The organism is Aeromonas sp. MR16 (genome assembly GCF_022549315.1).
Lineage (GTDB): Bacteria > Pseudomonadota > Gammaproteobacteria > Enterobacterales > Aeromonadaceae > Aeromonas > Aeromonas aquatica.
The window spans coordinates 20,679-43,126 of record NZ_JAKZFK010000033.1; the positions used below are offsets into that span (position 1 = coordinate 20,679).

Here is a 22,448-nt window from a genome sequence, read left to right on the forward strand (position 1 = left end):
GGAATGCCGATGGCATTTTTTGAGCGCGCCGATATTCGGGGGTTAAGCGTCCGGTTGTTGGCATTGGAGGCGGGGCAGGGGATCCCGCTCACCAGCCGGGCCGGGCAGGAGTTGCATGCCATGTTGAGTGCGGTCGATGGCATCCGGCCCGTGGGGCGTGGTGCCGCTCGCCAGTTGACCGATCGGGGCCACCTGTTTCTGACCACCAAGCTCAAGGAGACCAATGGTGAGCCATCCTGGTCGGGGGAGAGAGTATTGGCGGCGCTGGAGGGGCATCTCCCCCACCACATCAACGCGGCGACCTTGAGCGGCCTCTGGCTGCGAGACTGCAAGGCCGCGCTATCACCGACCCAGCTGGCACGAGCCGACGAGTTGGGGGTCCGGGTGTATGGGGATGAGGTGCTGCGGCTCCGCTGCGGCTCATCCCTCTCCCTGCTGTGGCAGGATGGCCGCCGCTATTGTGCCGATGAGGGCTTGCAGCTGCTGGGGGAACTCGCTTTGCCGGAGCGCGCCCTTGACAGGCTGCGAGGCATCGAGTGGCAAGGGCGGCAGATAGTGACGGTGGAGAACAAGGGCGCTTTCGTGGATTATCCGCTGCAACCTCAGGAGTTGTTGCTTTATGTACCTGGCCGCAATACCACCCTCGCCAAGCAGCTGATCCCGCTATTGCCGGCGGCTACCCCCTGGGCTCATTTTGGCGATCTGGATCAGCGCGGGCTGGATATCGCCGCCGAGCTTGCCAGCACCATGACCCGCCCGTTGGCGCTCTGGTTGCCAGAGAACCTCATGGAGTATGTTCACCACTATGCTCGCGACCTGACTCGTCCGTCGGAAGGGCAACAAAGCCGCCGCGGAAAGATCCCCTGGCGAGACCGTCTTGTGACAGCCAAGGCAAACGATGTGCTGACCACGGCCTTGGCTCATCTGGTCGCGAACAAGGCCTGGCTGGAGCAGGAGGTGCTGGTGACAGCCAGACGCTGGCGGTCATGGCCACGGGGTGACATGCCAGCGTCATGACGCAATAAAAAACCGCCTGCAGGCGGTTCTTTTTATCGCGCTGATCTTGTCAACGTTTCGGTAGGGCGCCCTCGCTCAGGGCCGACCGCTTAGCAGGATGGCGCCGCCGAGTGTGATAAAGAGTCCACCGGTGATGCGGCTAAACAGATGCTGGCTGCGCGCCGGCCGGAAGTAGCTGCCGGCGCGTCTGGCCAGGGCCACATAGCTCAGGTGCACCAGGCTGACGATGACGCAGATGGTCAGGTACATGGTGACGAACTGGATTGGCAGCGGACTCTGGTGATTGAGAAACTGGGGCAAGAGGGCGCAGAGGAAGATGATGGTCTTGGGATTGCTGGCCGAGACCAGAAAAGCCTCTTGCAAGAAGGAGCGGCTACTTCTGGCACTTGCGCTCGACCCCGCCAGCGTCATCTCCTGATTGCCCGCTCTGGCAGCGCGCAGCGCCTTGTAGCCGAGATAGATGAGATAGCCACCGCCCGCCAGCTTGAGGGCGATAAACAGGGGCGGCAGTGTCTGCAGCAAGGCGCCCACGCCCATGGCAACCAGACCGATGAGGATCGCCTGACAGGCCAGGTTGCTCGTGATGCTGAGCAGGGCGGCGCGCCAGCCGTGTTGCAGACCATTTTTAACGACCAGCAGCACATTGGGTCCCGGGGTCAGGGTGGCCAGCAGATAGGCCAGAAAGAACAGCATCCATGTGTTCAGATCCATGATGTTTACACTCCAATGTGAGAGCCAGTTTGGCGATGAGGTTTTTCATGCGAAAAAACCATGATGCCAGCGCGCAGGGGAGCGAGTCCAGCGGGGTGTTGGTATCTGGCCCAATACCCTTGCGGAGCGAGACCATGGTGAAGCGCCTGCTGCCAAGGGAGGGGGCATTCGATTATCCGATGCATAAAAAAACCGCCATCAGGCGGTTTTTGTCATCATGCGGCCCTTATTTCAGGGCTTTCTTCAGCTTCTTGATCTTGCCCTCGTGCTTGGCAATCTTCGCCTTGCGGGACTCGATCTTCTTCTTGACGTCTTTCTTGGATGCTTTAGCCATATGAGTTCTTCCTTAAATAGAGGGCAGCGGACTGCGCCTGGTGTGTCTTTCCATCGACATCAGACTGATGGCAAGGGTAACTTGTCGTCTTGTTGTGGCTGAATACACAACGGCAATCTGTGCTGGCGGGCGCTTTCTGCCGTGCTCGCGGGGCCAGTGCAGTAGGGTGTTGCCTCGGATACAGGGCCGATGATCCCCAACCTGCAGGTCGGCTAACCTGCCGCCAACGTCTCTACAAGCTAGTGTGATTTATCCACAAAGCAAGCAAAAGCTGAGCAATGAGGCGTCTCTATGCTGTGTACATCCTGCCGGATGGCGCTGTTCAACGGGAGGAGTGTAGGCGGTTACCCGTCAATCAATATTGACGACCATATCAATACTGTGGATATACTGGCGCGGTATTTTTCAAGAGTCAACGTCGTACTCATGTCTGTGTCTGTCGCATTACCCCAACTGCAAGCGATGATCCGCGATCTGAAAGCGGGACGCTTTGAAGTCAGGCATCCCCCGCTCGATGAGAGTGTGGGACTCGCCCCTCTCATCCTGGATCTCAACGAGTTGGCGGATAGCCTGGACCGGCGCTTTCGCGAGCTGCATCGGTTGCAGGAGATATCGGCCGAAGTGAACAAGGGGGTCTTCATCGAAGATACCCTCAGCCTCATCTACGACACCTTTGCCGAGTTCATCCCCTACGATCGCATCGGCTACGCCCTGCTCTGCGACGATGGCACCAGGGTGCGATCCCTCTGGTCCAGGAGCCGCATCAACCGGATAGCGCACCTCAAGGATGGTTATCGTGCCAACCTGGCGGGGAGCAGCCTTGCCCAGGTGCTGGAGACGGGAAAGCCCAGGATCATCAACGATCTGGAAGCCTATCTTGCGGAGCATCCCCAGTCCGTATCCACCCAGCTGGTACTGCGGGAGGGGGTACGCTCCAGCCTGACCTGCCCGTTGCAGGTGGATGGCAAGGGCATCGGCTTTCTGTTCTTCTCCAGCGCCAGCAAACACACCTATCAGAAGCTGCATCAGGAGGTGTTTGTCTACCTGGCACACCTGGTCTCTTCCATCATCGAGAAGGCGCAGCTCTATCGGCAGGTGCATGAACTCAATGTCAGGCTGGAAGAGGCGCTGGCCCGGCTCAAGGAGCAATCCTGCCGGGATGCCTTGACCGGGGCCCTCAATCGCGGGGCGCTCATGGAGCGCTTCACCCAGCAGATGCAGTTGGCAGAGCGCCGGGGCGAGCCACTCTGCCTCATCATGCTGGATCTCGATCATTTCAAGCAGGTCAATGACCATCACGGTCATCCCGCCGGGGATCATGTGCTGCAACAGCTGGTGCGGACCTTGACGAGCGAGCTCAGGGAGAGCGACAGGCTGGGGCGCTATGGCGGGGAAGAGTTTATCTTGCTGCTGGAGCAGACCAGGCTGGCGGAGGGGGTCAAGATAGCCGAACGGCTGAGGGCCAGGGTCGCCGCCATGCAGATTGAGCATGGGGGACGGTCCATCCCGGTCACCATCAGCGTCGGGTTGAGCTGCGCCGCGTTTGGCGAGAGGAGAGGTGAGAGGACGAGGGAAAGGGCAGGGGAAAGCGATCCCTGGCCCTCCTGCACCGAGCTGCTGGAGCGGGCCGATCGGGCGCTCTATCGGGCAAAGCAGAGCGGTCGCAACCGGGTTTGCGTCAATGAGGCCTGAGCCGAGTGGCGCAGGGCGGCCCTGCGATCAAGGGCCAGCAATATAAAAGAAGCGCCCCTGGGGGCGCTTCTGGCATTGTTTGACGGTGATCAGGCCTTTTTCAGGTAGGCCGCGACCAGCACTATCTGCACGCCGTTGACCTTGCCCTCGATGTGCAGCGGGTTGTTGGTCAGGCGAATGCCCTTGACCAGGGTGCCGCGCTTGGCGGTGAAGCCGCCGCCCTTGACGTCCAGATCCTTGATCAGGGTCACCGAATCCCCTTCTTGCAGCACGGCGCCGTTGGAGTCGACGGTCGGCACGCTGTCATCATCCTCGCGGGCCGCGCCAGCGTCGGCCCAGGCCTTGGTCTCTTCTTCCATGTACATCATGTCCAGCATGTCCTGGGCCCAGAGCTCGCCGCGGGCGGACAGGTTTTTAAGCTGGCGCCACGCCATCACCTGCACCGCAGGGACCTGGCTCCACATGCTGTCACCCAGGCAACGCCAGTGGTTGGCGACCAGGGTATCAGGCTGCTCCAGCTGACCACGACAGGTGGCACAGAGCGCCACGCTGTGATCGTCGTCGCTGGCGGGGGAGTGGGGCACCGGGAAGGCAGTCAGGACGTGTTCTGCTCCACAGAGTTCACACTTGGCGCCCGCGCGCGCTTGCAGGATGGCATTGATGGTCATGTTTTGATTCCGTTTATAGGGGGAAAACGGCCCGCCGTGGCGCACCGTGCTAACAAGGGGGCGGAATATAGCACAAATCCATGCGCTTTGTCAGGCTACCCCCTGCGCCCGGGGTTGCTTGCCCGCTCTCTTGAACGCGGCGCCATGGGTGCTTTTTGATGAGGGATCGCTAGAATGAGCCTCCTTTTGGATATGCAGGACAAGACCGCCGTGCTGGCCCATCGATTTCAACAACTGGACCGCTTGCTGACCGACACCCGGCGCTGGTGGCAGTACCAGCCTTATCACCATCAGGGCCTCGCCTTCGCCGATGAGGCTCCCGAACTGGCGGCCCGTCTCAACGGGCTGAGCCTCGAGGAGGTCATGGCGCTCGATGCCGACATGGCGGCGCTCTGCACCCTGCTTGCCCCCTGGATCCCGGCGGGCCAGGCACTGCACGCCCTGAGCGAGCTGGATGCCTTCCTGCCCGAACCCATTGCCTGCACCAAGGGGATGGCGATGTACATGCCGGGGCGCAAGCAGGCGCAGATAGAAGCCTTCACCGGCTGCTTGCCGCCCCATGGCGGGCCCTATCTGGAGTGGTGCGCCGGCAAGGGGCACCTGGGGCGGCTGGTCTCCTTGCAGCGCGGTGCGGATATCATCAGCCTGGAGCTGCAAGGCGCGCTGTGCGAAGAGGGGCGCCTGCTGGCGGCGCGCGATGGCGCTCGCATGCAGTTTATCGAGGCCGATGCCTTCGCCCCCGCGTCGGGCCAGCTCATCGCCCGGGAGCACCACGCCATGGCGCTGCATGCCTGCGGCGAGCTGCATACCCACCTGCTGGAGCGGGTGGCTGAGCAGGGGGCGAGCGGCGTGACCATCTCCCCCTGCTGTTACCACCTCATTCGCGGCGATCAGTATCGGCCCCTGTCAGAGGCCGCTGCTGCCAGTGCCCTGCGCCTTGGCAAGAGCGATCTCAAGCTGCCGCTGCAGGAGACGGTGACCGGCGGTGCTCGCATCGCCCGCCTGCGCGAGCAAGAGGTGGTGTGGCGCCTCGCCTTTGACTGCCTGCAGCGCCAGCTGCGCGGGGTGGATGAATACCTGCCGGTGCCCAATATGCAAAAGAGCCTGCTGACCGGTGGCTTCGAGGCATTCTGTGGCTGGGCGGCCGAGCGCAAGGGTATCCGTTTACCCGCTGGGCTCGATCATGCGGCCTTCCTTGCGCGAGGCGAGCAGCGCTACGGCGACGTCGCCCGCATGGAGCTGGTACGCCACCTGTTTCGCCGTCCGCTGGAGATCTGGCTGGCGCTGGATCGCGCACTCTTCCTGCAAGAGCACGGCTACTCGGTGGAAGTGGGGGAGTTTTGCGACAAACCCATGACGCCGCGCAACATCCTGATCCGGGCGGTGCGCGCCTGACCTTCACCCGCCAGGCGCCGCCGGGTGATCCGCCCCTGTACTGAGCGAGCAAAGATGCCGCAGATGGGAGATCCATCAGCTCCTATCCTGAACAAGTAAGGGGTTGCAGGGGGGGAGTCACACTTTTTGCATCGTTATTTTCCCGGTGTTTCAACGTGGGTGCCGCTGTTATTTCGGCGCGCTGGTTACTTCATTAGCCTTACGACGGTAAAAACATGGGTATTCGTGTCATCTGATCCACCACGCCGCGGAGTGAAATGGCTCACAAATTCGCCACACTCTTAATTTTCGTCGTGAATTTAGTAATTAAAGCGCCTATGCTCGGCCTGAACATTATAACGAGACAAGGATTGCTACCCATGTTCCAACCCAAGCCCTGTGCCTGGCTGGTCGCGGCACTTTGCGCATCTCCAGCTTATGCCGCCATGAATATCCAGCCAGACCCACAAAATAGCGGTGGCTATGTGATTGCCGCCTCCGATATCAGCGCCGTTGAAAAAAACAAGACCACCAATCCCATGTATAGCGTCTGGTCAAAGGCATTGGCTACCCGTCCCAACAGCATTGTGGATGCCATAGTGCCGCGCCTTGCCAGCAATCCGGATAACGTCAAACGGGTTGAGCGGGTATTTACCGAGTCGGATTGGGATTTTCTCACTCAGATGGCGGCCCCTGAATATACCTACGAGCGCTTCTTGCGAGCAGTGGGGAAATTCCCGGCATTTTGTGGTGAATATACCGATGGCCGTGACGCTGATGCCATCTGCAAGAAATCCATCGTGACGGCCTTTGCCCATTTTGCCCAGGAGACTGGCGGCCATATCGGCAAAAATAACAGCTCAGATAATCCGCTGGGGCTGGAGGAGTGGCAACAGGCGCTGGTCCATGTGCGTGAGATGGGGTGGTCGGAAGGGCAGACCGGTTATACCACCGGCTGCGGTCAGAATGACTGGCAAAACAAGAAATGGCCTTGCGCCAGCGGTCAGGGTTATTTTGGTCGTGGGGCGAAGCAGCTCTCCTATCACTTCAACTACGGCGCCTTCTCCGAGGCCATGTTTGCGGGGGATGCCTCGGTATTGCTGAACGATCCCGGTCGGGTCGCCGACTCCTGGCTGAACCTGGCCTCGGCCATCTGGTTCTTTCTGACCCCGCAGGCCCCCAAGCCCGCCATGTTGCACGTGATCGACCGCACCTGGGTGCCCTCCCAGCGCGAGATTGCCGCCGGTATCGGCTACGGCTTTGGCACCACCATCAACGTCATCAACGGCGGCATCGAGTGTGGCGAGCAGAATAAGGACAAGGGACAGCCGGTCAACCGCATCCGTTATTGGGAAGGGCTGGCGGCCCATTACCAGATCCCCATCGAGGCGGATGAAAAAAATACCTGCTGGCAACAGACCCCTTATGGCAGCCTGAATTTGAACGGCGCTACCGATGTGCTTTATACCAACTGGGATGGCAACTGGAAATATTATGCCGACAGACCCGGTGGTTATTCCTTCGAGTGCGAGCTGGTGGGTTTTCAAACCGCCTATTCTGCGCTGGTGCCGGGGGATTATGAAAAATGCGTGACCAACGCCTATGGCTCTCATGCCAATTGGCCCAAGGTGCGAGTGGTCGCCAAACTGGATCCGGCCCCGGTCGACCCAACCGATCCACCGGTCGGTGATATTCCCGCCTGGGCGGCCAGCAAGGTTTATACGGCCGGCAACAAGGTCAGCCACAAGGGGATTATTTATCAGGCTAAATGGTGGACGCAAGGGGATGACCCCACCCAGGGGGGGGCCTGGGCTCCGGCTTCCTGATAAATAACATAAATACCGGGGCGGCATAATAGGCCAACCCGGCATAAAGCAGAGCCATCGATAATGTGGGGGAGGCGAACTGCCTCCCTGTATTGACGGGGATAAAGATAATATGGGGAGTTGATTTATCACCGAGACTGCTTTATTGATGACCGCTATCTTACCCAGCTCGTAATCAATATGATCTTCTCTCCCCTGCGTATCTGCCCAGTGTGCCAACAACGGCTATTTCCGCTCAAGGCGTTCCTTGTCAGCCCCAGGCTTAAATTTCACTGCAAACAGTGTGACTCCCGGCTGGAAATGTATGAGGTGCGCCGCCGTCCGCTTATTAATGGGTTGCTCATGGTCGGCTTCTTTATGGTGGTGTCACGAGAATACGATAACCTGTTGAGCCTGGCGTTTGGCATCAAGGCGGCCCCCATCTTGCTGCTGATGACCTATGTCCAGTTGAAAACCAGTGCCCTGAGGGTTCCAGATGAAGTGCCACGGTAGGTGCCGTAACCGGCCCGTCTGTGTACCGCACAACAGCCCATCACTCAGATGACTGGCTCCCGTACTGGAACGCTGCCTGACGGCAACAAATACAAGGAGTTGTGATGAATATCGCCATCCATTTTGAAATTCCGGTGCGGGATCTGGGGCGGGCCACCGCCTTCTACGAACGGGTGTTTGGGCTCCAGCTCGAGCGGGTCAGTATCGACGGCAACGAGATGGCGCTGTTTCCCCTCGATGAGCAGGCGCCCGGCTGCTCGGGGGCCCTGGCCATGGGGGAGAGTTATGTGCCCAGTCTGGACGGCACTCGCATCTACCTGCGGGTGCCCGATATCGAGCGGGTGATGGCCCGGGCGCTTGAAGCGGGGGCAGGGGAGCTTTACCCGGTGACCCAAGTGAGCGAGCAGATCCGGGTGGCCGAGCTTCAGGACCCCGAGGGCAATCGCATCGCCTTGCAGGAGATATGCTGAGCATTATTCGTACGGTGCATGCCATATGAAATCTCATTCGTCAGATTGATAGAGATGACTCAATCTCGAGAAATACGGCCTGTTACAGGGTGCTGCAGGGGAAATTGACCACGAGATGGTCAGTTGTCGGCCTCTGCTTTGCGTGCTAATGCTCAGTGGTTAAACCGGATCGGGGACAGGCTCCGATCGCACAGTTCCCCCAAGGTTCAAGGAGGCATCATGGAAGGTCATTGTCTGTGTGGCGGGATCCGCGTTTCAAGCGGCGAGCATAAAGAGGTCAATCTGTGCCACTGCGCCATGTGCCGGCGCTGGTCCGGCGGGCCCCTGTTTGCGGTGCACGGTGGCAAGGATGTGCGCTTCACCGGGATCACGCCGGCGGCCTATCGTTCGTCCGACTGGGCGGAGCGCGGCTTCTGCCCGACCTGCGGCACCCACCTCTTCTATCACCTGCTGCCGACCGATGAGTACATACTGCCCGCCGGCCTGTTTCAGGATCAGGGGTTCGAACTTGCCAGCCAGATCTTCATCGACGAGAAGCCGGAGTTCTATGAATTCAGGAACGACACCCCGACCCTGACCGGTCAGCAAGTGTTCGAGCAGTTCGCCCCCAAACCCTAAGAAAGCAGCGATTGATGCCCGCATCGCAAAGTGCGGGCGCAGCGACCCAAGGAGAGCGTCATGGATGAACAACCCAAGGTGAAGGGGCCCGCCTCTTATTTTCCCTCCATCGAGCAGAAATACGGCGAGCCCATCGCCCACTGGCTGACGCTCCTGGCGAGCCGAGAAGAGAAGAAACACATGGCGCTGGTGGCTTGGCTCAAGGCCGAGCACGGCATGGGCCACGGCCATGCCAACGCCCTGGTGGCCCACTTCTTGGCGCAGGGTTGAGGCGTATCACGAGGAGTGCCATAAAGGCGCAATATGACGTGATGGCCGAGCTGGCACGGATCTTCTTGCCGGATCAGTTGGCAACAGGGCGGGCAGAGCATCCTCGACAACTTCAAGCGGTATATGGAAAGCGCGCTCTGAGGCGCGCTTTTCGATCAACCCTTTCCTGCCCGGCGGCGGGCTACTCTTCGATATCCAGCAGCACCAGGATGGCGCTCTCGCCCCCCCATTCCCGCGGGGCCTGATGGAAGGCGCGCACATTGGGGTGCTGGGCCAGCCAGCTCGGGATCCGCTGCTTGAGGATGTGCTTGCCGATGCCGTGCATCACCGAGGCGACGTGGATGTTCTCTTTCTGGCACAGGCTGAGCAAGGCGGCCAATTCTTGTTTGGCCTGTTGCTGGGTCATGCCGTGCAAATCCAGGTAGATCTCCGGCGGATAGATGCCGCGTTTGAGCTTTTTGAGCTCGAATTTTGACACGTCTTCGCGCACGTAACGGCTCGGGCAATCCTCCTCCAGATGGGGCTGATACTCATCGCTGAAAAAGTGGTCGACCCCAAGCTTTTCGCGGCTCTCACGCAGTTCGCGTTTCTGCTTGACCGGGCGCAACTCGGCCCTTATGGTATCTTGCTTTATTTTCCGGGTACCTTTGGCCGCATCGCGAAACAGCAGGCTTTCCTCGTCTGTGGGTGAGGGCGTTTTTTTCATCAGGTACTCGTCTTGCTCGCTATATAAGAATGCTCGGGCCGGATATTACTCGACTTGGAGGTGGATTTGGACAAGATATTTATCGATGAGGTGGTTGCCGAGATGCACACCATCCAGGACATGTTGCGCTGGGCCATGAGTCGTTTCAACGACGCCGGGATCTTCTACGGACATGGCACCGACAACGCCTGGGATGAGGCCGTGCAACTGGTGCTGCCCGCGTTACATCTGCCGCCGGACGTGGATCCCGGCATGCGCCACTCCCGCCTGACTACCAGCGAGCGTCACCGCATCGCCGAGCTCATCATCCGTCGGGTGCAGGAGCGGGTGCCGGCCGCCTACCTGACCAACAAGGCCTGGTATGCCGGTTGGGAGTTCTATGTGGACGAGCGGGTGCTCATTCCGCGCTCTCCCATCGCCGAGATGGTGGCCAACCGCTTCGCCCCCTTCCTCAAACATGAACCGACCCGGATCATGGACTTGTGTACCGGCTCAGGTTGCATCGCCATCATCATGGCCCACGAATTCCCCCACGCGGAAGTGGACGCCATCGACATCAGCGTCGATGCGCTGAACGTGGCCGAGCGCAATATCACCGATCACGGTCTGGAGCAGCAGGTCATTCCGATCCGCTCCGATCTGATGCGGGATCTGCCGGTCGGTGACAAGTACGATCTCATCGTCTCCAACCCGCCCTACGTGGACTCCGAAGACATGTCGGACTTGCCTGAGGAATTCCGCCACGAGCCCGAGCTCGCGCTGGCGTCGGGCTCCGATGGCCTCAAGCTCACCAAGCGCCTGTTGGCCAATGCCGCCGATTTCCTCAAGGATGACGGCGTGCTGGTGGTCGAGGTGGGCAACAGCATGATCCACCTGGAATCCCAATTCCCCGAAGTGCCCTTTACCTGGGTCGAGTTCGAGAACGGCGGTCACGGCGTCTTCGTGATGACCAAGGCCGAGCTCGAGCAGTACCAGCCTCATTTCGCGATTTACAAGAGCTAAGAGCAAGGAGCATCCATGGCAGGGAACAGTTTTGGACAACTCTTTCGGGTCACCACCTTCGGCGAGAGCCACGGCCTGGCGCTGGGCGCCGTGGTCGACGGCTGCCCGCCGGGGCTGGAGATAAGCGAGGCGGATCTGCAAGTGGATCTGGACAGGCGCAAGCCCGGTACCTCCCGCTACACCACCCAGCGCCGCGAGGCGGACGAGGTGAAGATCCTGGCCGGGGTGTTTGAGGGGCGCACCACCGGTACCTCCATCGGGTTGATGATCGAGAACCAGGATCAGCGTTCCAAGGACTACTCCGACATCAAGGACCTGTTCCGCCCGGGCCACGCCGATTACACCTACCACCAGAAATACGGTCAGCGTGACTACCGGGGCGGCGGCCGCTCCTCGGCGCGGGAGACCGCCATGCGGGTCGCGGCGGGGGCCATTGCCAAGAAGTACCTCAAGCAGATGCACGGCATCGAGATAGTGGGTTTTCTCTCCCAGCTTGGCCCCATCAAGGCCGAGACCTTCGATGCGAGCCAGATCGAGCAGAACCCCTTCTTCTTCCCGGATGCGGGCAAGCTGGAGGCCCTCGACGAATACATGCGGGCGCTCAAGAAAGAGGGCAACAGCATAGGCGCCAAGGTGCAGGTCATCGCCCGCAACGTGCCGGTGGGCCTGGGTGAGCCGGTGTTCGACCGGCTCGACGCCGACATTGCCCACGCCATGATGGGCATCAATGCGGTGAAAGGGGTCGAGATCGGCGACGGTTTCGCGGTGGTGGAGCAAAAAGGCTCGGAGCATCGCGACGAGATGACCCCGACCGGCTTTGCCAGCAACCATGCGGGCGGCATCCTGGGCGGCATCTCCTCTGGGCAGGATATTGTGGTGAGCATGGCGCTCAAGCCCACCTCCAGCATCACTGTGCCGGGCAAGACCATCAATACCAGCGGTGAGGCCACCGAGATGATCACCAAGGGTCGCCACGATCCCTGCGTCGGCATCCGCGCCGTGCCCATCGCCGAGGCCATGCTGGCGCTGGTGCTGATGGATCACCTGCTGCGCCATCGCGCCCAGAACATGGGTGTGCATACCCAGACTCCGCTGCTGCGCTGATCTCGGTGCCGGGCACTCGGCCGATCATGCTGCACGACAAAAAAAGGCGACCCCAGGGTCGCCTTTCTCATTGTGTATTGTCGCGTATTGTCATCAGGACGCGGGCTGGCCCAAGGTGTCATCATCCGGTGTCTGGCTGCCATCGAAGCGGCAGACGGGTGGGGCAAAGGCCGCGTCCGGCGCCGGGAGGTCGGCGATGGCGGCGTCGATGCGGGCGAGCTCGGACTCGCTCACCGCATCCCTGGCAAACATCAGGCTGACCGGTTGCCGATGCAGCAGCAACTGGCAGTGGATGTACTGACTGGCCCCCAGCTGTGTCAGCCGATAGTTGGCGTATTGCCACTCCATGATGACGCCGTCCAGACGCCGGGCCAGCAGCAGTTCGATCAGCCGCTCGTCCGAGTTGTATTCGGTGGCGAACCTGAGGGCCGGGCAGGCCGCCGTCAACGGGGCAGGGCGGGTGCCGCGCAGCTTGCCAAGGCGCAGTTGCGTCTGCCCGCACAGATCGGTGAGGCGACGGATCCCTTGCCAGCGATCCACGTGGCCCGGGATGGGGGCGTTGCTCAGCAGCACGAAGCTGGCGCGCCTGTAGGGGGCCGAGAAGCGGGCGAACTGGCGCCGCTGCGGGGTCTCTAGTGCCCCCATGGCCAGATCCAGCTGCTGCTGCTCGATCAGGTGCAGGGCCCGGGCCCAGGGCAGGTTGCGAAACTGGGGGGTCAGACCCGCCTTGTGCAGGATCTGGCGAGTCAGGGTGACATCCAGGCCGGTCAGCTCGTTCTTCTCATCGAGCTGGCTGAAGGGGGGCCAATGGTTCCAGGCCACCGAGAGATCAGCCGGGGCGGCCAGCGATGACTGGCTCAGGCCCAGCATCAGCAGCAGGCAGCCGTCTCGCAGCCTGCGCCTGATGGCACCCGGTTCGCGTCTTGTCATGCCTGTGAGCCTCCTTGCGCCCTGATGACAGGAGAATATACCCATCTAGCACCGATTTGGCATCAGCGGCCGCTTGAAAGGGCGCCATTTCTTTGCGTTGCCGAGGCAGTCAGGATTTTTTCCCGCCGTGCTGGGAGGAGGGTCACATTTTTCTCGTGTAACAGGGCCAACTCCGTTAGACTGCGCCTCTATTCTTTCCCCTTTGCTCTGCTCCCCGGGGAAATCGTTGTTTTCTCAATAGGCCCAGAACTTGTGAGATGGCATCGGCTCAGCAGAGGAGCCCCACCACAAATCCCCGGCGCCCCTATCCCTAGCAGGTAATTATGAGTTTTTCTTCCCTCGGTCTGGCCGAACCCTTGTTGCGTGCCGTTGCCGAGCAAGGCTACGACACCCCGTCTCCCATTCAGCTGCAAGCGATCCCCGCCGTTCTGGCTGGCCGCGACCTGATGGCGGCGGCCCAAACCGGGACCGGCAAGACCGCAGGCTTTACCCTGCCGATGCTGCAGCGTCTGATGGAGAGCAAGCGTAAAGTTTCTCCCAACCGGATCCGCGCCCTGGTACTGACCCCGACGCGTGAGCTGGCCGCCCAGGTGGGCGAGAGCGTGCGCAACTACGGCAAGCATCTGCCGATGCGCAGCCACGTGGTCTTCGGCGGTGTCAGCATTAACCCGCAGATGATGGCGACCCGCCGTGGTCTGGACGTGCTGGTGGCCTGTCCGGGTCGCCTGATGGATCTCTACAACCAAGGCGCCGTGCGCTTTGACGAGGTGGAAATCCTGGTGCTGGACGAAGCGGACCGCATGCTCGACATGGGCTTCATCCGTGACATCCGCAAGATCCTGGCCCTGATGCCGAAGCAGCGTCAGAACCTGCTGTTCTCCGCGACCTTCGCCGAGGAGATCCGCGAGCTGGCCACCGGCCTGCTCAACAACCCGGCGGTGATCGAAGTGGCCCCGCGCAACAGCACCGCCGAGCGTATCGAGCAGCTGGTACACCCCTGTGACAAGGCCAACAAGATCGCGCTCTTGAGCCATCTGGTCACCAGCAACGACTGGCAGCAGGTACTGGTGTTCACCCGTACCAAGCACATGGCCAACCGTGTTGCCGAGACCCTCGACAAGAACGGCGTCAGCGCCGCCGCCATCCACGGCAACAAGAGCCAGGGTGCCCGTACCCGTGCCTTGGCCGGTTTCAAAGATGGTAACGTCAAGGTGCTGGTCGCGACCGACATCGCCGCCCGCGGCCTGGACATCGACAAGTTGCCGCAAGTGGTCAACTTCGAGCTGCCCAACGTGGCGGAAGACTATGTGCACCGCATCGGCCGTACCGGCCGTGCCGGCGCCGCCGGTCACGCCATCTCCCTGGTCGCCGCCGATGAAGGCAAGCTGATCAAGGCCATCGAGCGTCTGACCAAGCAGAACATCAAGTGCGAGCAGGTGGCTGGCTTTGAAGCCTCCCGTGAGACGCTTGACAACATCGCCCGTGGCATTGGCGCGCCGCTGCGCAAAGAGCCGCGTGATCCGAGCGAAGAGCGCCGTGCGCCGCGTCCGCAAGGTCAGCGTCAGGGTGCCGGTCGTTCCGGCAATGCTGGCGGTGCGCGCACCGGCGGCAATGCGGGCAAGCCCAAGCCGCAAGGTGGACAGCGTCCGGCCGAGGGGGCCGCCAAGCCGGCCCAGGCCCGTCGTCCACGTCGCGCCAGCCACAACCAGTAAGCGGTTGAGGGTTCGCCCTCATCCTCCCACCGGTTGATAGAAAAAGCCCTGCCAGTTTGGCAGGGCTTTTCTGTGTGTGCCGTTCGCCGGGAGTCCGGCGTGTCAGACAGCCGCCTCAGCGGGCTGGCTTATCCGCCTTCACGCGCTGTTGTCGGCAAAACGCCCTGAGCGCGCCGAAGAGGGCGAGCAGTATCCCCATGAAGATGAACAGGAAGCCGATGGGCAACAAGCCGAACGGCTCATGCAGATAACCCTGGCTATCCACGTATGAGCCGATCAGCTGGAAGCTGATGAGGGAGATCACCCCGAGTGCCGTGAACAGCGCCGCCAATTTCATCATCATATTATCTCGTGGTCTTGGAAGAGGCCCCAGCCTGTCATGGCAGAGTGAAGTGAATGTGAAGTGGGGCTAAAGAGCATTTCAGCGGCAGACTGCCTGATGCGTTGGTCACAGCTATGGGGCAGACCCTGCCAGCGCCAGCATAGGCCTTGTGCGAGGTGTCAGCAGGAACGAAAAAGCCCCGCCAGGTTGGCGGGGCTTCTCTTTTTCCATCCAAGGGTGAGGATCAGAGCGCTGGCAGCAGCCCCAGGCTGACGCTCACCTGGACGCCGACGATCAGCACCCCCATGGCACCGGCCAGCCCCAGGGCCAGCACGCCACCCGGGGCGCGGTAGTGGTGCGCCTCGGCCCGCTTGCGGCTCTGCCACACCAGGGTCACCGGCAGCAGCACCGCCAGCACCGCCAGGGCGATGGCGGCATAGCCCAGCGCCATGATGAAGCCCTGCGGGAAGTAGAGCGCGAACAGCAGCGGCGGCACGAAGGTGATCATGCCGGTCTGGATACGGCCGCTGGCATTGTCCTTGCGGCGGGTCACCTTGGCCATAAAGTCGAACAGCCCCAGCGTCACCCCGAGGAAGGAGGTGGCCAGCGCCAGGTCTGCGAACAGGTGCATCGCCTGATTGAACGCCGGCCAGCTGACCAGGTTGCCGACGCTGGCCAGCAGGCTGTCGAGGGCCCCGCCGGTCTGGATCAGGGTCTGCTGACCGAGCAGCCCCAGGATGGCGACCTGCCACAGCACGTAGAGGATGAGGGGCAGGGCGGAGCCCCACACGAACACCCGGCGCAGCTGCTTGGGGCAATCGCCGAGGTAGAGCATCACGCTCGGAATGGAGCCGTGGAAGCCGAACGAGGTGAAGATGACCGGCAGGCCCGCCAGCAGCAGCCCCTGGCCGAGCGGCATGGAGAGCAGGTGCTGGCCCTCGGCGCGCGGCAGCAGCAGCGCCAGCACCCCTACCATGATCACCAATTTCACGGTGAACATCAGCCGGTTGAGGTAATCCACCTGCTTGGTGCCCACGCACACCATGCCGCCAAACAGCAGGGTGAAGGCCCAGGCCGCCTGCTCCTGGCTGACGGTGGTGCCGGCATCGGCCAGCGCCTGCGCCAGCAGGCTGCTGCCGCCGCTGATGTAGGCGGAGGCCAGCGAGTAGAACAGCATCAGGATGCAGAAGGAGGCGATGCGCTTGCCCCAGGGGCCTAGCAGGTGATCCGCCAGCTGGTGCAGGTACCACTTGCCGGTGTTGAGGCTGGCTTCCACCTGCAACATGGCGGTGAAGGCCATCAGCGCCCAGAGCCCGATCATCAAGAGCAGGGTGGCGGGGCCGCCGAGGGAGGAGGAGGCCAGCGGCAGGGCCAGCATGCCGGCGCCTATGGTGGTGCCGGCAATCAACAGGGTACAACCCAGGGTTTTGGTGTTCATGTGTCCATCCGAGATCAGAGAAAGAGTGCCAGAAGCAGGGTCAGGAGGCGCCTCCGGGGCTGAGGCCGGAGGCTAGCAATATCGGAGTGGACGCATCGTTACGAAAAACCGCTCGTTTGTAAAAGATGGTTGCCACGTTAGCGGATCAAAATAGCGGAGACAAGCCTATTACGGCAGATCTTGTACTATGAGGTGGCAATAAGTGGAAATAAAAGATGACAGAAAACGGGATTCTTTGGTGAAAAAGCGCGCCGACGGCGGTTGCCGCCGGCGCGGGGGCCTCAGCGGCGACGCTTGAGGGTGCGGCTGATGTAGTGCAGGCCGCAGTGGTATTCGCCGTTGATGGCCTTGAGCGCGAGGGCGAGCGCCTGGCTGGCCAGGGCGTCGTGCTGCTGGGGCAGGGAGTTGATGCCGAAGGGGAGAAAGTCGAGCAGGCGATCGTCACCGAAGGTGGCCATGGCGAGCCGGCTCATGTCGGTCTCCTGCTCCAGCAGGTAGTCCAGCACCCCCTCCATCAATATGTAGGAGGTGGCGACCAGCGCCTCGGGCAGCTGACCGAGCCGCAGGTGCAGCTCCTTGATTAGCCGATAGCCCTCGATACGGGAGAAGTGCTCCCCCTCGCAGATGTGGGGCGTCAACTGTGACACGGCAGCTTGCTGAGCCAGCGCCTGCTCGAAGCCAGCTTTCCGCTCCTGGCTGATCGTGAGGCTGGGCAGCGCTGTGATCAGTGCCACATGCCGGATGGCCGGGGTGAGCAGGGAGGCGGTGAGATCGAAGCTCGCTTTCTGGTTCTCGCTCGCCACAGTGACGAAGTGATCGGCGGCCATGGCCCGATCGATGGCCAGGATCTGGACGCCATGGGCCTGCTGCTGCAGGTAGAAGGGATCCTCCGGCGGCAGGCAGCTCGCCACCAGCAGCGCATCCACATGGCGGCTGACCAGCATCCTGGCCAGCTCCTTCTCGGTATCCGCCTCATCTTCCGAGCAGACGATCAGCAGCTGATAGCCCTGCGCCCGCGCGCCCTGCTCGAGCCGCTTGGCGAGCTTGGCATAACTGGCGTTCTCGAGATCCGGCAGGATGAACCCCAGGGTGCGGGTCTGGCCACCGCGCAGGGAGGCGGCGCGGCTGTCCGGTTGATAGTTGTGGGCATTGACCACCGCCATCACCTTGTCACGGGTGGCCTGGCTGATGCGGTATTGATCGGCCTTGCCGTTGATCACATAGCTGGCGGTGGTGCGCGAGACACCGGCGAGGGCGGCGATTTCATCCAGTTTCATCATCTTGGCTCTGTTTGAGTTGCAAGGTCCGCGACGACCCAGGGTAGGGACACCGAAAAGTGTGCGCGGGATCATATCATTGAAAAGCACTCGGCGTCGGCACTTGAACAATCAGCTGAAACGATTCAGTCTGAGTGTAAGTGAAACGATTCAGCTTGTCAGCAGGCAATGGGTGACCGGGGTTGAAAAGCCGCCCTGGATCACCGAAGGACGCAATCCAGTCTATTGTCAGCAGGCAAATTACCCGAGTGTTAAGCCGGACCGCCAGCAGGCGAGGCCGGCACCTGATGGAGAATCTCTATGTTGAAGTTGGCGCAGCAGCAGATCCTGCTGGGGCAATCGGTGGCGACCAAGGCGGATGCCATCGCCCTGCTGGCAGGCAAACTGACCGAAGCGGGTCTGGTGGAAGCGGGCTATGTGGACGGCATGCTGGCCCGGGAGGCGCAGCACGCCACCTACCTCGGCAGCGGCATCGCCATTCCCCATGGCACCACGGACACCCGTCATCTGGTCAAACACACCGGCGTCATGGTGGCCCAGTTCCCCCAGGGCATCGAGTGGGACCAGGGGCAGATCGCCTACGTGGCCATCGGCATCGCCGCCAAATCCGACGAGCACCTGGGGATCCTGCGTCAGCTCACCCATGTGCTGGGTGACGAGCAGGCGGCGGCGCAACTGAAAACCGCCACCGATGCCGACACCATCATCAATATCCTCACCGGCGCGACCGCGGCCAAAGAGGTGCAATACCTGACCCTGGCGGACTTCCCGGCCGACGATCGCGACCAGCTGCTGCTGGGAGCCGCCGCCCGCGCCAAGTCCGCCGGCTGGGGGGAGGCCGCCATGGTGACTTCCTTGCTGGCCAGCGAGCCGGCCTACCTCGGCGAGGGGATCTGGCTGGCCCGCACGCCAGCCATCCAGACCGGTTGGGTACTGGCGACCCCGAGCACGCCACTGCAGGCAGGGGAGTTGCCGGTCGGCGCCCTCTTGCTGCTCTGCGCCAGCGATGCCAGCCATCTGCCCCAGCTGGATAACCTGGCCAGGTTGGCTGCCGCCGGCCAGCTCGAGACGCTCGCGGGCAGCGACGGATTGGCCATGCTGCAATCGGGCCCGGCCAGCGGTCTCTCAGAGACCTTCACCATCATCAACCCCCATGGCCTGCACGCCCGCCCGGGCGCCATGCTGGTCAAGGTGGCCAAGGAGTTTGCATCCGACATCCGGGTGGCGAACCTGGATGGCAGCGGCGAAGCCGTCTCCGCCAAGAGCCTGATGAAGGTCATCGGCCTTGGTGTCAAGTGCGGTCACCGTCTTGCGTTCCGTGCCGAAGGGGCGGATGCCGAGGCGGCCCTCAAGGGGATAGGCGAAGCCATTGCCGCCGGTCTGGGCGAGGGGGCACACTGATGGACATAGTGACCATCACCCTCAACCCAGCGCTGGATCTCACCACCCGTCTGGGCACCATGAGCCTGGGGGAGGTGAACCTGGTGAGCGAGGCTTCCTTGCGCGCTGCGGGCAAGGGGATCAACGTCGCCATGGTCCTGAAAGATCTCGGCCGTGACGTGGGCCTGACCGGCTGGCTCGGCGAGGATAACCAGCAGAGCTTCGTCTCTCTGTTTGCCGAACGCTCACTGGCCGATCACTTCGTGCGCGTGGCGGGCAGCACCCGTATCAACGTGAAGATCTCCGAGCAATCGGGTCGAGTCACGGATCTCAATCTGCCGGGGCTTGACGTGCACCAGGCGGAAGTGGCCGCGCTGGAGGCCGAGATAGAGAAACTGGCGCCGCGCGCCGACTGGTTCGTGCTGGCGGGCAGCCTGCCCAAGGGGGTCGAGCCTGGCTACTGCGCCAAGCTCATCAGCCTGCTCAAGGCCAAGGGCAAGCAGGTGATCTTCGATTGCAGCGGCGCGGCCCTGAGCGAGGGCATCAAGGCGGCGCCGACCCTGGTCAAGCCCAATCTGGAAGAACTCAGCCAGTGGGCAGGTCGCCCCATCGAGACCCTGAGCGATCAGTCCGACTGTGCCCGCGCCCTGCAGGCCGCCGGTATCCCCCATGTGGTGATCTCCAATGGCGCCGACGGACTCATCTGGTTTGCGCCCGATGCCGTTTGGCAGGCCATTCCGCCGCGCATGCAGGTCGTCAGCACCGTCGGTGCCGGCGACTCCCTGGTGGCGGGGCTGGCCCATGGCCTCAGCCTCGGCTGGGCGCCGGAGCAGACCCTGCGCCTGGCCACCGCCGTCTCTGCCCTGGCGGTGAGCCAGGTGGCGGTCGGCTTTGACGATATCAAGGTACTCACCCCCTTACTCGAGCAGGTGCGCGTGCAGCGTCTGGATGACCTGGCACCGGCTCAATCCAATCCCCTTTCGATGACACACTCAGGAGATGCCCAATGAAAGCAATTCTGGTTACGGCTTGCCCGGCGGGCATTGCCACCAGCTTTCTCGCTGCAAAACGGATAGAACAGCAGGCCAAGCTGGTGGGCTGGGAGCTCAGACTCGATGTCGGCTCCAGCGTCCAGCCCCGGCAGGCGCCCTCGGCCGATAAAATCGCCGCCGCCGACCTCATCCTGGTGGTGGCCAGCGGTCCGGTGGATCTCGCCGCCTATGACGGCAAGCGCCTCTATCAGGGCAGCATGGATCTCGCCCTGCAGGATCCGGCCGCCGTGCTGGCCGCCGCCGAGCGCGAGGCCAGCCTCTATCGTCATCAGGCTGCTGCTGTTGCAGCCAAGCCTGCGGCGAGCAAGCCTGACACGGCCAAGCGCATAGTCGCGGTCACCGCCTGTCCGACCGGGGTGGCCCACACCTTTATGTCGGCGGAAGCGCTGGAGACCATGGCCAAACAGCTGGGTCATCAGATCCGCGTCGAGACCCAGGGCTCGGTCGGTGCCCAGAATGCCCTGACCGCGGAGGAGATCGCCGCCGCCGATCTGGTGTTCCTCGCCACCGACATCGAGGTGGACATGGCCCGCTTCGATGGCAAGCCGGTCTATCACACCAGCACGGGGGCGGCCCTCAAGAAGACCCGCGCCGAGCTGGACAAGGCGTGGACTGAGGCAAAAACCTATCGCCACAGCGGCGCCGCCGCGGCCAAGAAGGAGGAGAAGGCGGGCCCCTACAAGCACCTGCTGACCGGGGTCTCCTTCATGCTGCCCATGGTGGTGGCCGGTGGCCTCATCATCGCCATCTCCTTCATCTTCGGTATTGAAGCGTTCAAGGAGCCGGGCACCCTGGCCGCCGCCCTGATGCAGATCGGCGGCGGCTCTGCCTTCGCCCTGATGATCCCGGTGCTGGCCGGTTACATCGCCTACTCCATCGCCGACAGGCCGGGCCTGGCGCCCGGCATGATCGGCGGTATGCTGGCAAGTTCACTGGGCGCCGGCTTCCTCGGTGGCATAGTTGCCGGCTTCCTGGCCGGTTACAGCGCCAAGTACCTGAGTGACAAGGTGCGTCTGCCGGTCACTCTGGAGGCGCTCAAGCCCATCCTCATCATACCGCTGGTGGCCAGCCTGTTTACCGGCCTGGTGATGATCTACGTGGTGGGCGGCCCGGTCGCTGGCATCATGAGTGCCATGACCGAATTCCTCAACAACATGGGCTCCGCCAACGCCGTGCTGCTGGGGGTCATCATCGGCGCCATGATGTGCTTCGACATGGGGGGGCCGGTCAACAAGGCGGCCTACGCCTTCGGGGTCGGCCTGCTGGCCTCCAAGACCTATGCCCCCATGGCGGCGGTGATGGCCGCCGGCATGGTGCCAGCCCTGGGGATGGGGATCGCCACCTTCCTGGCCCGCACCAAGTTCATCAAGGCGGAGCAGGAAGCGGGCAAGGCCTCCTTCGTGCTGGGACTCTGCTTCATCTCCGAGGGGGCCATCCCGTTCGCCGCCAAGGATCCGATGCGGGTCATCCCGGCCTGCATGGTGGGCGGTGCCCTGACAGGTGCGCTCTCCATGCTGTTCGGTTGCGAGCTGGTGGCGCCCCACGGCGGCCTGTTCGTGCTCTTCATCCCGAACGCCATTAGCCACGTGTTCATGTACATCCTGGCCATCACGGCCGGCTCGCTGGTGACCGGGGTCGCCTACGCCATGCTCAAGCGCGGTGAGGCGCAAGCCAAGCTGGCGACGGCCTGATGACTCACGAGTGAAAAAATAGAGAATGAACAAGGCGGCCCGCGGGCCGCCTTTTTTGTTGATGGTGTCCCGTCCTGAATATGGTTTACACCTTTCCCCCAATAAATGGAGAACCCGATGGGACAAGGTGTGAAACGGACACAGCGCGATTACTCGCTGACTTTTAAATTAGCCGTGGTCGAGCAGATTGAAAAAGGCGAGCTCACCTACAAACAGGCTCAGGCCCGATATGGCATTCAGGGCCGCTCCACCGTTCTGGTATGGTTGCGTCAACATGGTCGGCAAGATTGGAGCCTGGGGGCTTCTGCGCGCGCCGACAGGAGTATCACCATGCCTGACCCCGACAACCAGACGCCCGAACA

At 62.2% G+C, this 22,448-nt stretch carries 21 protein-coding genes and 1 pseudogene; 15 read left to right on the plus strand and 7 right to left on the minus strand.

Features of this window, described 5'->3' with window-relative positions:
• Positions 1-9 precede the first annotated feature (9 nt).
• Positions 10-1,017, plus strand: a complete 1,008-nt coding sequence (locus MM194_RS18565) for a Wadjet anti-phage system protein JetD domain-containing protein (protein WP_241344395.1) — start codon at positions 10-12, stop codon at positions 1,015-1,017.
• 75 nt (positions 1,018-1,092) lie between these two features.
• On the opposite strand, the gene MM194_RS18570 is transcribed toward MM194_RS18565, so the two are convergent.
• Complete coding sequence (locus tag MM194_RS18570; RefSeq protein ID WP_241344396.1) at positions 1,093-1,728, minus strand: LysE family translocator; 636 nt, start codon at positions 1,726-1,728, stop codon at positions 1,093-1,095.
• An 856-nt stretch (positions 1,729-2,584) separates the two neighbouring features.
• Here MM194_RS18570 and MM194_RS18575 point away from each other — a divergent pair.
• Positions 2,585-3,754, plus strand: a complete 1,170-nt coding sequence (locus tag MM194_RS18575; RefSeq protein ID WP_241344397.1) for a sensor domain-containing diguanylate cyclase — start codon at positions 2,585-2,587, stop codon at positions 3,752-3,754.
• A gap of 89 nt (positions 3,755-3,843) precedes the next feature.
• Here MM194_RS18575 and MM194_RS18580 read toward each other — a convergent pair whose 3' ends face one another.
• Entirely contained in the window at positions 3,844-4,422 is a 579-nt protein-coding gene (locus MM194_RS18580; RefSeq protein ID WP_241344398.1) for an alkylphosphonate utilization protein, read from the minus strand.
• Positions 4,423-4,596: 174 nt separating this feature from the next.
• Between MM194_RS18580 and MM194_RS18585 the strand changes: the two genes are divergently transcribed.
• From MM194_RS18585 to MM194_RS18610, 6 genes are all read left to right on the plus strand, one after another.
• Entirely contained in the window at positions 4,597-5,817 is a 1,221-nt protein-coding gene (locus MM194_RS18585; protein ID WP_241344399.1) for a methyltransferase, read from the plus strand.
• Positions 5,818-6,176: 359 nt separating this feature from the next.
• Positions 6,177-7,622 (plus strand): chitinase, encoded by a 1,446-nt coding sequence (locus MM194_RS18590; RefSeq protein WP_241344400.1) that lies wholly within the window; start codon positions 6,177-6,179, stop codon positions 7,620-7,622.
• 120 nt (positions 7,623-7,742) lie between these two features.
• Complete coding sequence (locus tag MM194_RS18595; protein ID WP_033132246.1) at positions 7,743-8,114, plus strand: hypothetical protein; 372 nt, start codon at positions 7,743-7,745, stop codon at positions 8,112-8,114.
• A gap of 104 nt (positions 8,115-8,218) precedes the next feature.
• On the plus strand, positions 8,219-8,584 hold the full coding sequence (locus MM194_RS18600; protein ID WP_241344401.1) for a VOC family protein: 366 nt from the start codon (positions 8,219-8,221) through the stop codon (positions 8,582-8,584).
• Positions 8,585-8,803: 219 nt separating this feature from the next.
• On the plus strand, positions 8,804-9,202 hold the full coding sequence (locus tag MM194_RS18605) for a GFA family protein (protein ID WP_241344402.1): 399 nt from the start codon (positions 8,804-8,806) through the stop codon (positions 9,200-9,202).
• Between the two features lie 60 nt (positions 9,203-9,262).
• Positions 9,263-9,472 carry a DUF4287 domain-containing protein gene (locus MM194_RS18610; RefSeq protein ID WP_100860506.1) on the plus strand — a complete coding sequence of 70 codons (210 nt, stop codon included), beginning with the start codon at positions 9,263-9,265 and terminating at the stop codon, positions 9,470-9,472.
• A gap of 181 nt (positions 9,473-9,653) precedes the next feature.
• Here the strand turns inward: MM194_RS18610 and smrB are convergent, their stop codons facing one another.
• A complete protein-coding gene (gene smrB / locus MM194_RS18615; RefSeq protein WP_241344403.1) occupies positions 9,654-10,178 on the minus strand; it encodes an endonuclease SmrB in 525 nt (174 codons plus the stop codon).
• A 66-nt stretch (positions 10,179-10,244) separates the two neighbouring features.
• Between smrB and prmB the strand changes: the two genes are divergently transcribed.
• On the plus strand, positions 10,245-11,180 hold the full coding sequence (gene prmB, locus MM194_RS18620; RefSeq protein WP_033129852.1) for a 50S ribosomal protein L3 N(5)-glutamine methyltransferase: 936 nt from the start codon (positions 10,245-10,247) through the stop codon (positions 11,178-11,180).
• Positions 11,181-11,195: 15 nt separating this feature from the next.
• On the plus strand, positions 11,196-12,284 hold the full coding sequence (aroC, locus tag MM194_RS18625; RefSeq protein WP_241344404.1) for a chorismate synthase: 1,089 nt from the start codon (positions 11,196-11,198) through the stop codon (positions 12,282-12,284).
• 93 nt (positions 12,285-12,377) lie between these two features.
• On the opposite strand, the gene MM194_RS18630 is transcribed toward aroC, so the two are convergent.
• A complete protein-coding gene (locus MM194_RS18630; RefSeq protein WP_241344406.1) occupies positions 12,378-13,214 on the minus strand; it encodes a transporter substrate-binding domain-containing protein in 837 nt (278 codons plus the stop codon).
• 323 nt (positions 13,215-13,537) lie between these two features.
• Between MM194_RS18630 and MM194_RS18635 the strand changes: the two genes are divergently transcribed.
• Entirely contained in the window at positions 13,538-14,926 is a 1,389-nt protein-coding gene (locus MM194_RS18635) for a DEAD/DEAH box helicase (RefSeq protein WP_033129847.1), read from the plus strand.
• Between the two features lie 115 nt (positions 14,927-15,041).
• On the opposite strand, the gene MM194_RS18640 is transcribed toward MM194_RS18635, so the two are convergent.
• The 3 genes from MM194_RS18640 to cra all read right to left on the minus strand — a co-directional run bounded on the left by MM194_RS18640 (position 15,042) and on the right by cra (position 17,966).
• Positions 15,042-15,269, minus strand: coding sequence for a DUF3955 domain-containing protein (locus MM194_RS18640; protein WP_241344408.1), 228 nt, complete (start codon positions 15,267-15,269; stop codon positions 15,042-15,044).
• 223 nt (positions 15,270-15,492) lie between these two features.
• Positions 15,493-16,686: an aromatic amino acid transport family protein gene (locus tag MM194_RS18645; RefSeq protein WP_241344410.1), complete on the minus strand. Its 1,194-nt coding sequence runs from the start codon at positions 16,684-16,686 to the stop codon at positions 15,493-15,495.
• A gap of 281 nt (positions 16,687-16,967) precedes the next feature.
• Entirely contained in the window at positions 16,968-17,966 is a 999-nt protein-coding gene (gene cra, locus MM194_RS18650) for a catabolite repressor/activator (RefSeq protein WP_241344412.1), read from the minus strand.
• A 297-nt stretch (positions 17,967-18,263) separates the two neighbouring features.
• Between cra and fruB the strand changes: the two genes are divergently transcribed.
• The 4 genes and pseudogenes from fruB to MM194_RS18670 all read left to right on the plus strand — a co-directional run.
• Complete coding sequence (gene fruB, locus MM194_RS18655) at positions 18,264-19,364, plus strand: fused PTS fructose transporter subunit IIA/HPr protein (RefSeq protein WP_241344414.1); 1,101 nt, start codon at positions 18,264-18,266, stop codon at positions 19,362-19,364.
• Positions 19,364-20,353 (plus strand): 1-phosphofructokinase, encoded by a 990-nt coding sequence (gene pfkB / locus MM194_RS18660; protein ID WP_241344416.1) that lies wholly within the window; start codon positions 19,364-19,366, stop codon positions 20,351-20,353. The genes fruB and pfkB overlap by 1 nt, the downstream gene beginning before the upstream one ends.
• Positions 20,350-22,086 carry a PTS fructose transporter subunit IIBC gene (fruA, locus tag MM194_RS18665; protein ID WP_241344418.1) on the plus strand — a complete coding sequence of 579 codons (1,737 nt, stop codon included), beginning with the start codon at positions 20,350-20,352 and terminating at the stop codon, positions 22,084-22,086. Before pfkB ends, fruA begins: the two co-directional genes overlap by 4 nt.
• A 117-nt stretch (positions 22,087-22,203) precedes the next feature.
• Positions 22,204-22,448 (plus strand): annotated as a pseudogene (locus tag MM194_RS18670) (helix-turn-helix domain-containing protein); the annotation flags it as partial.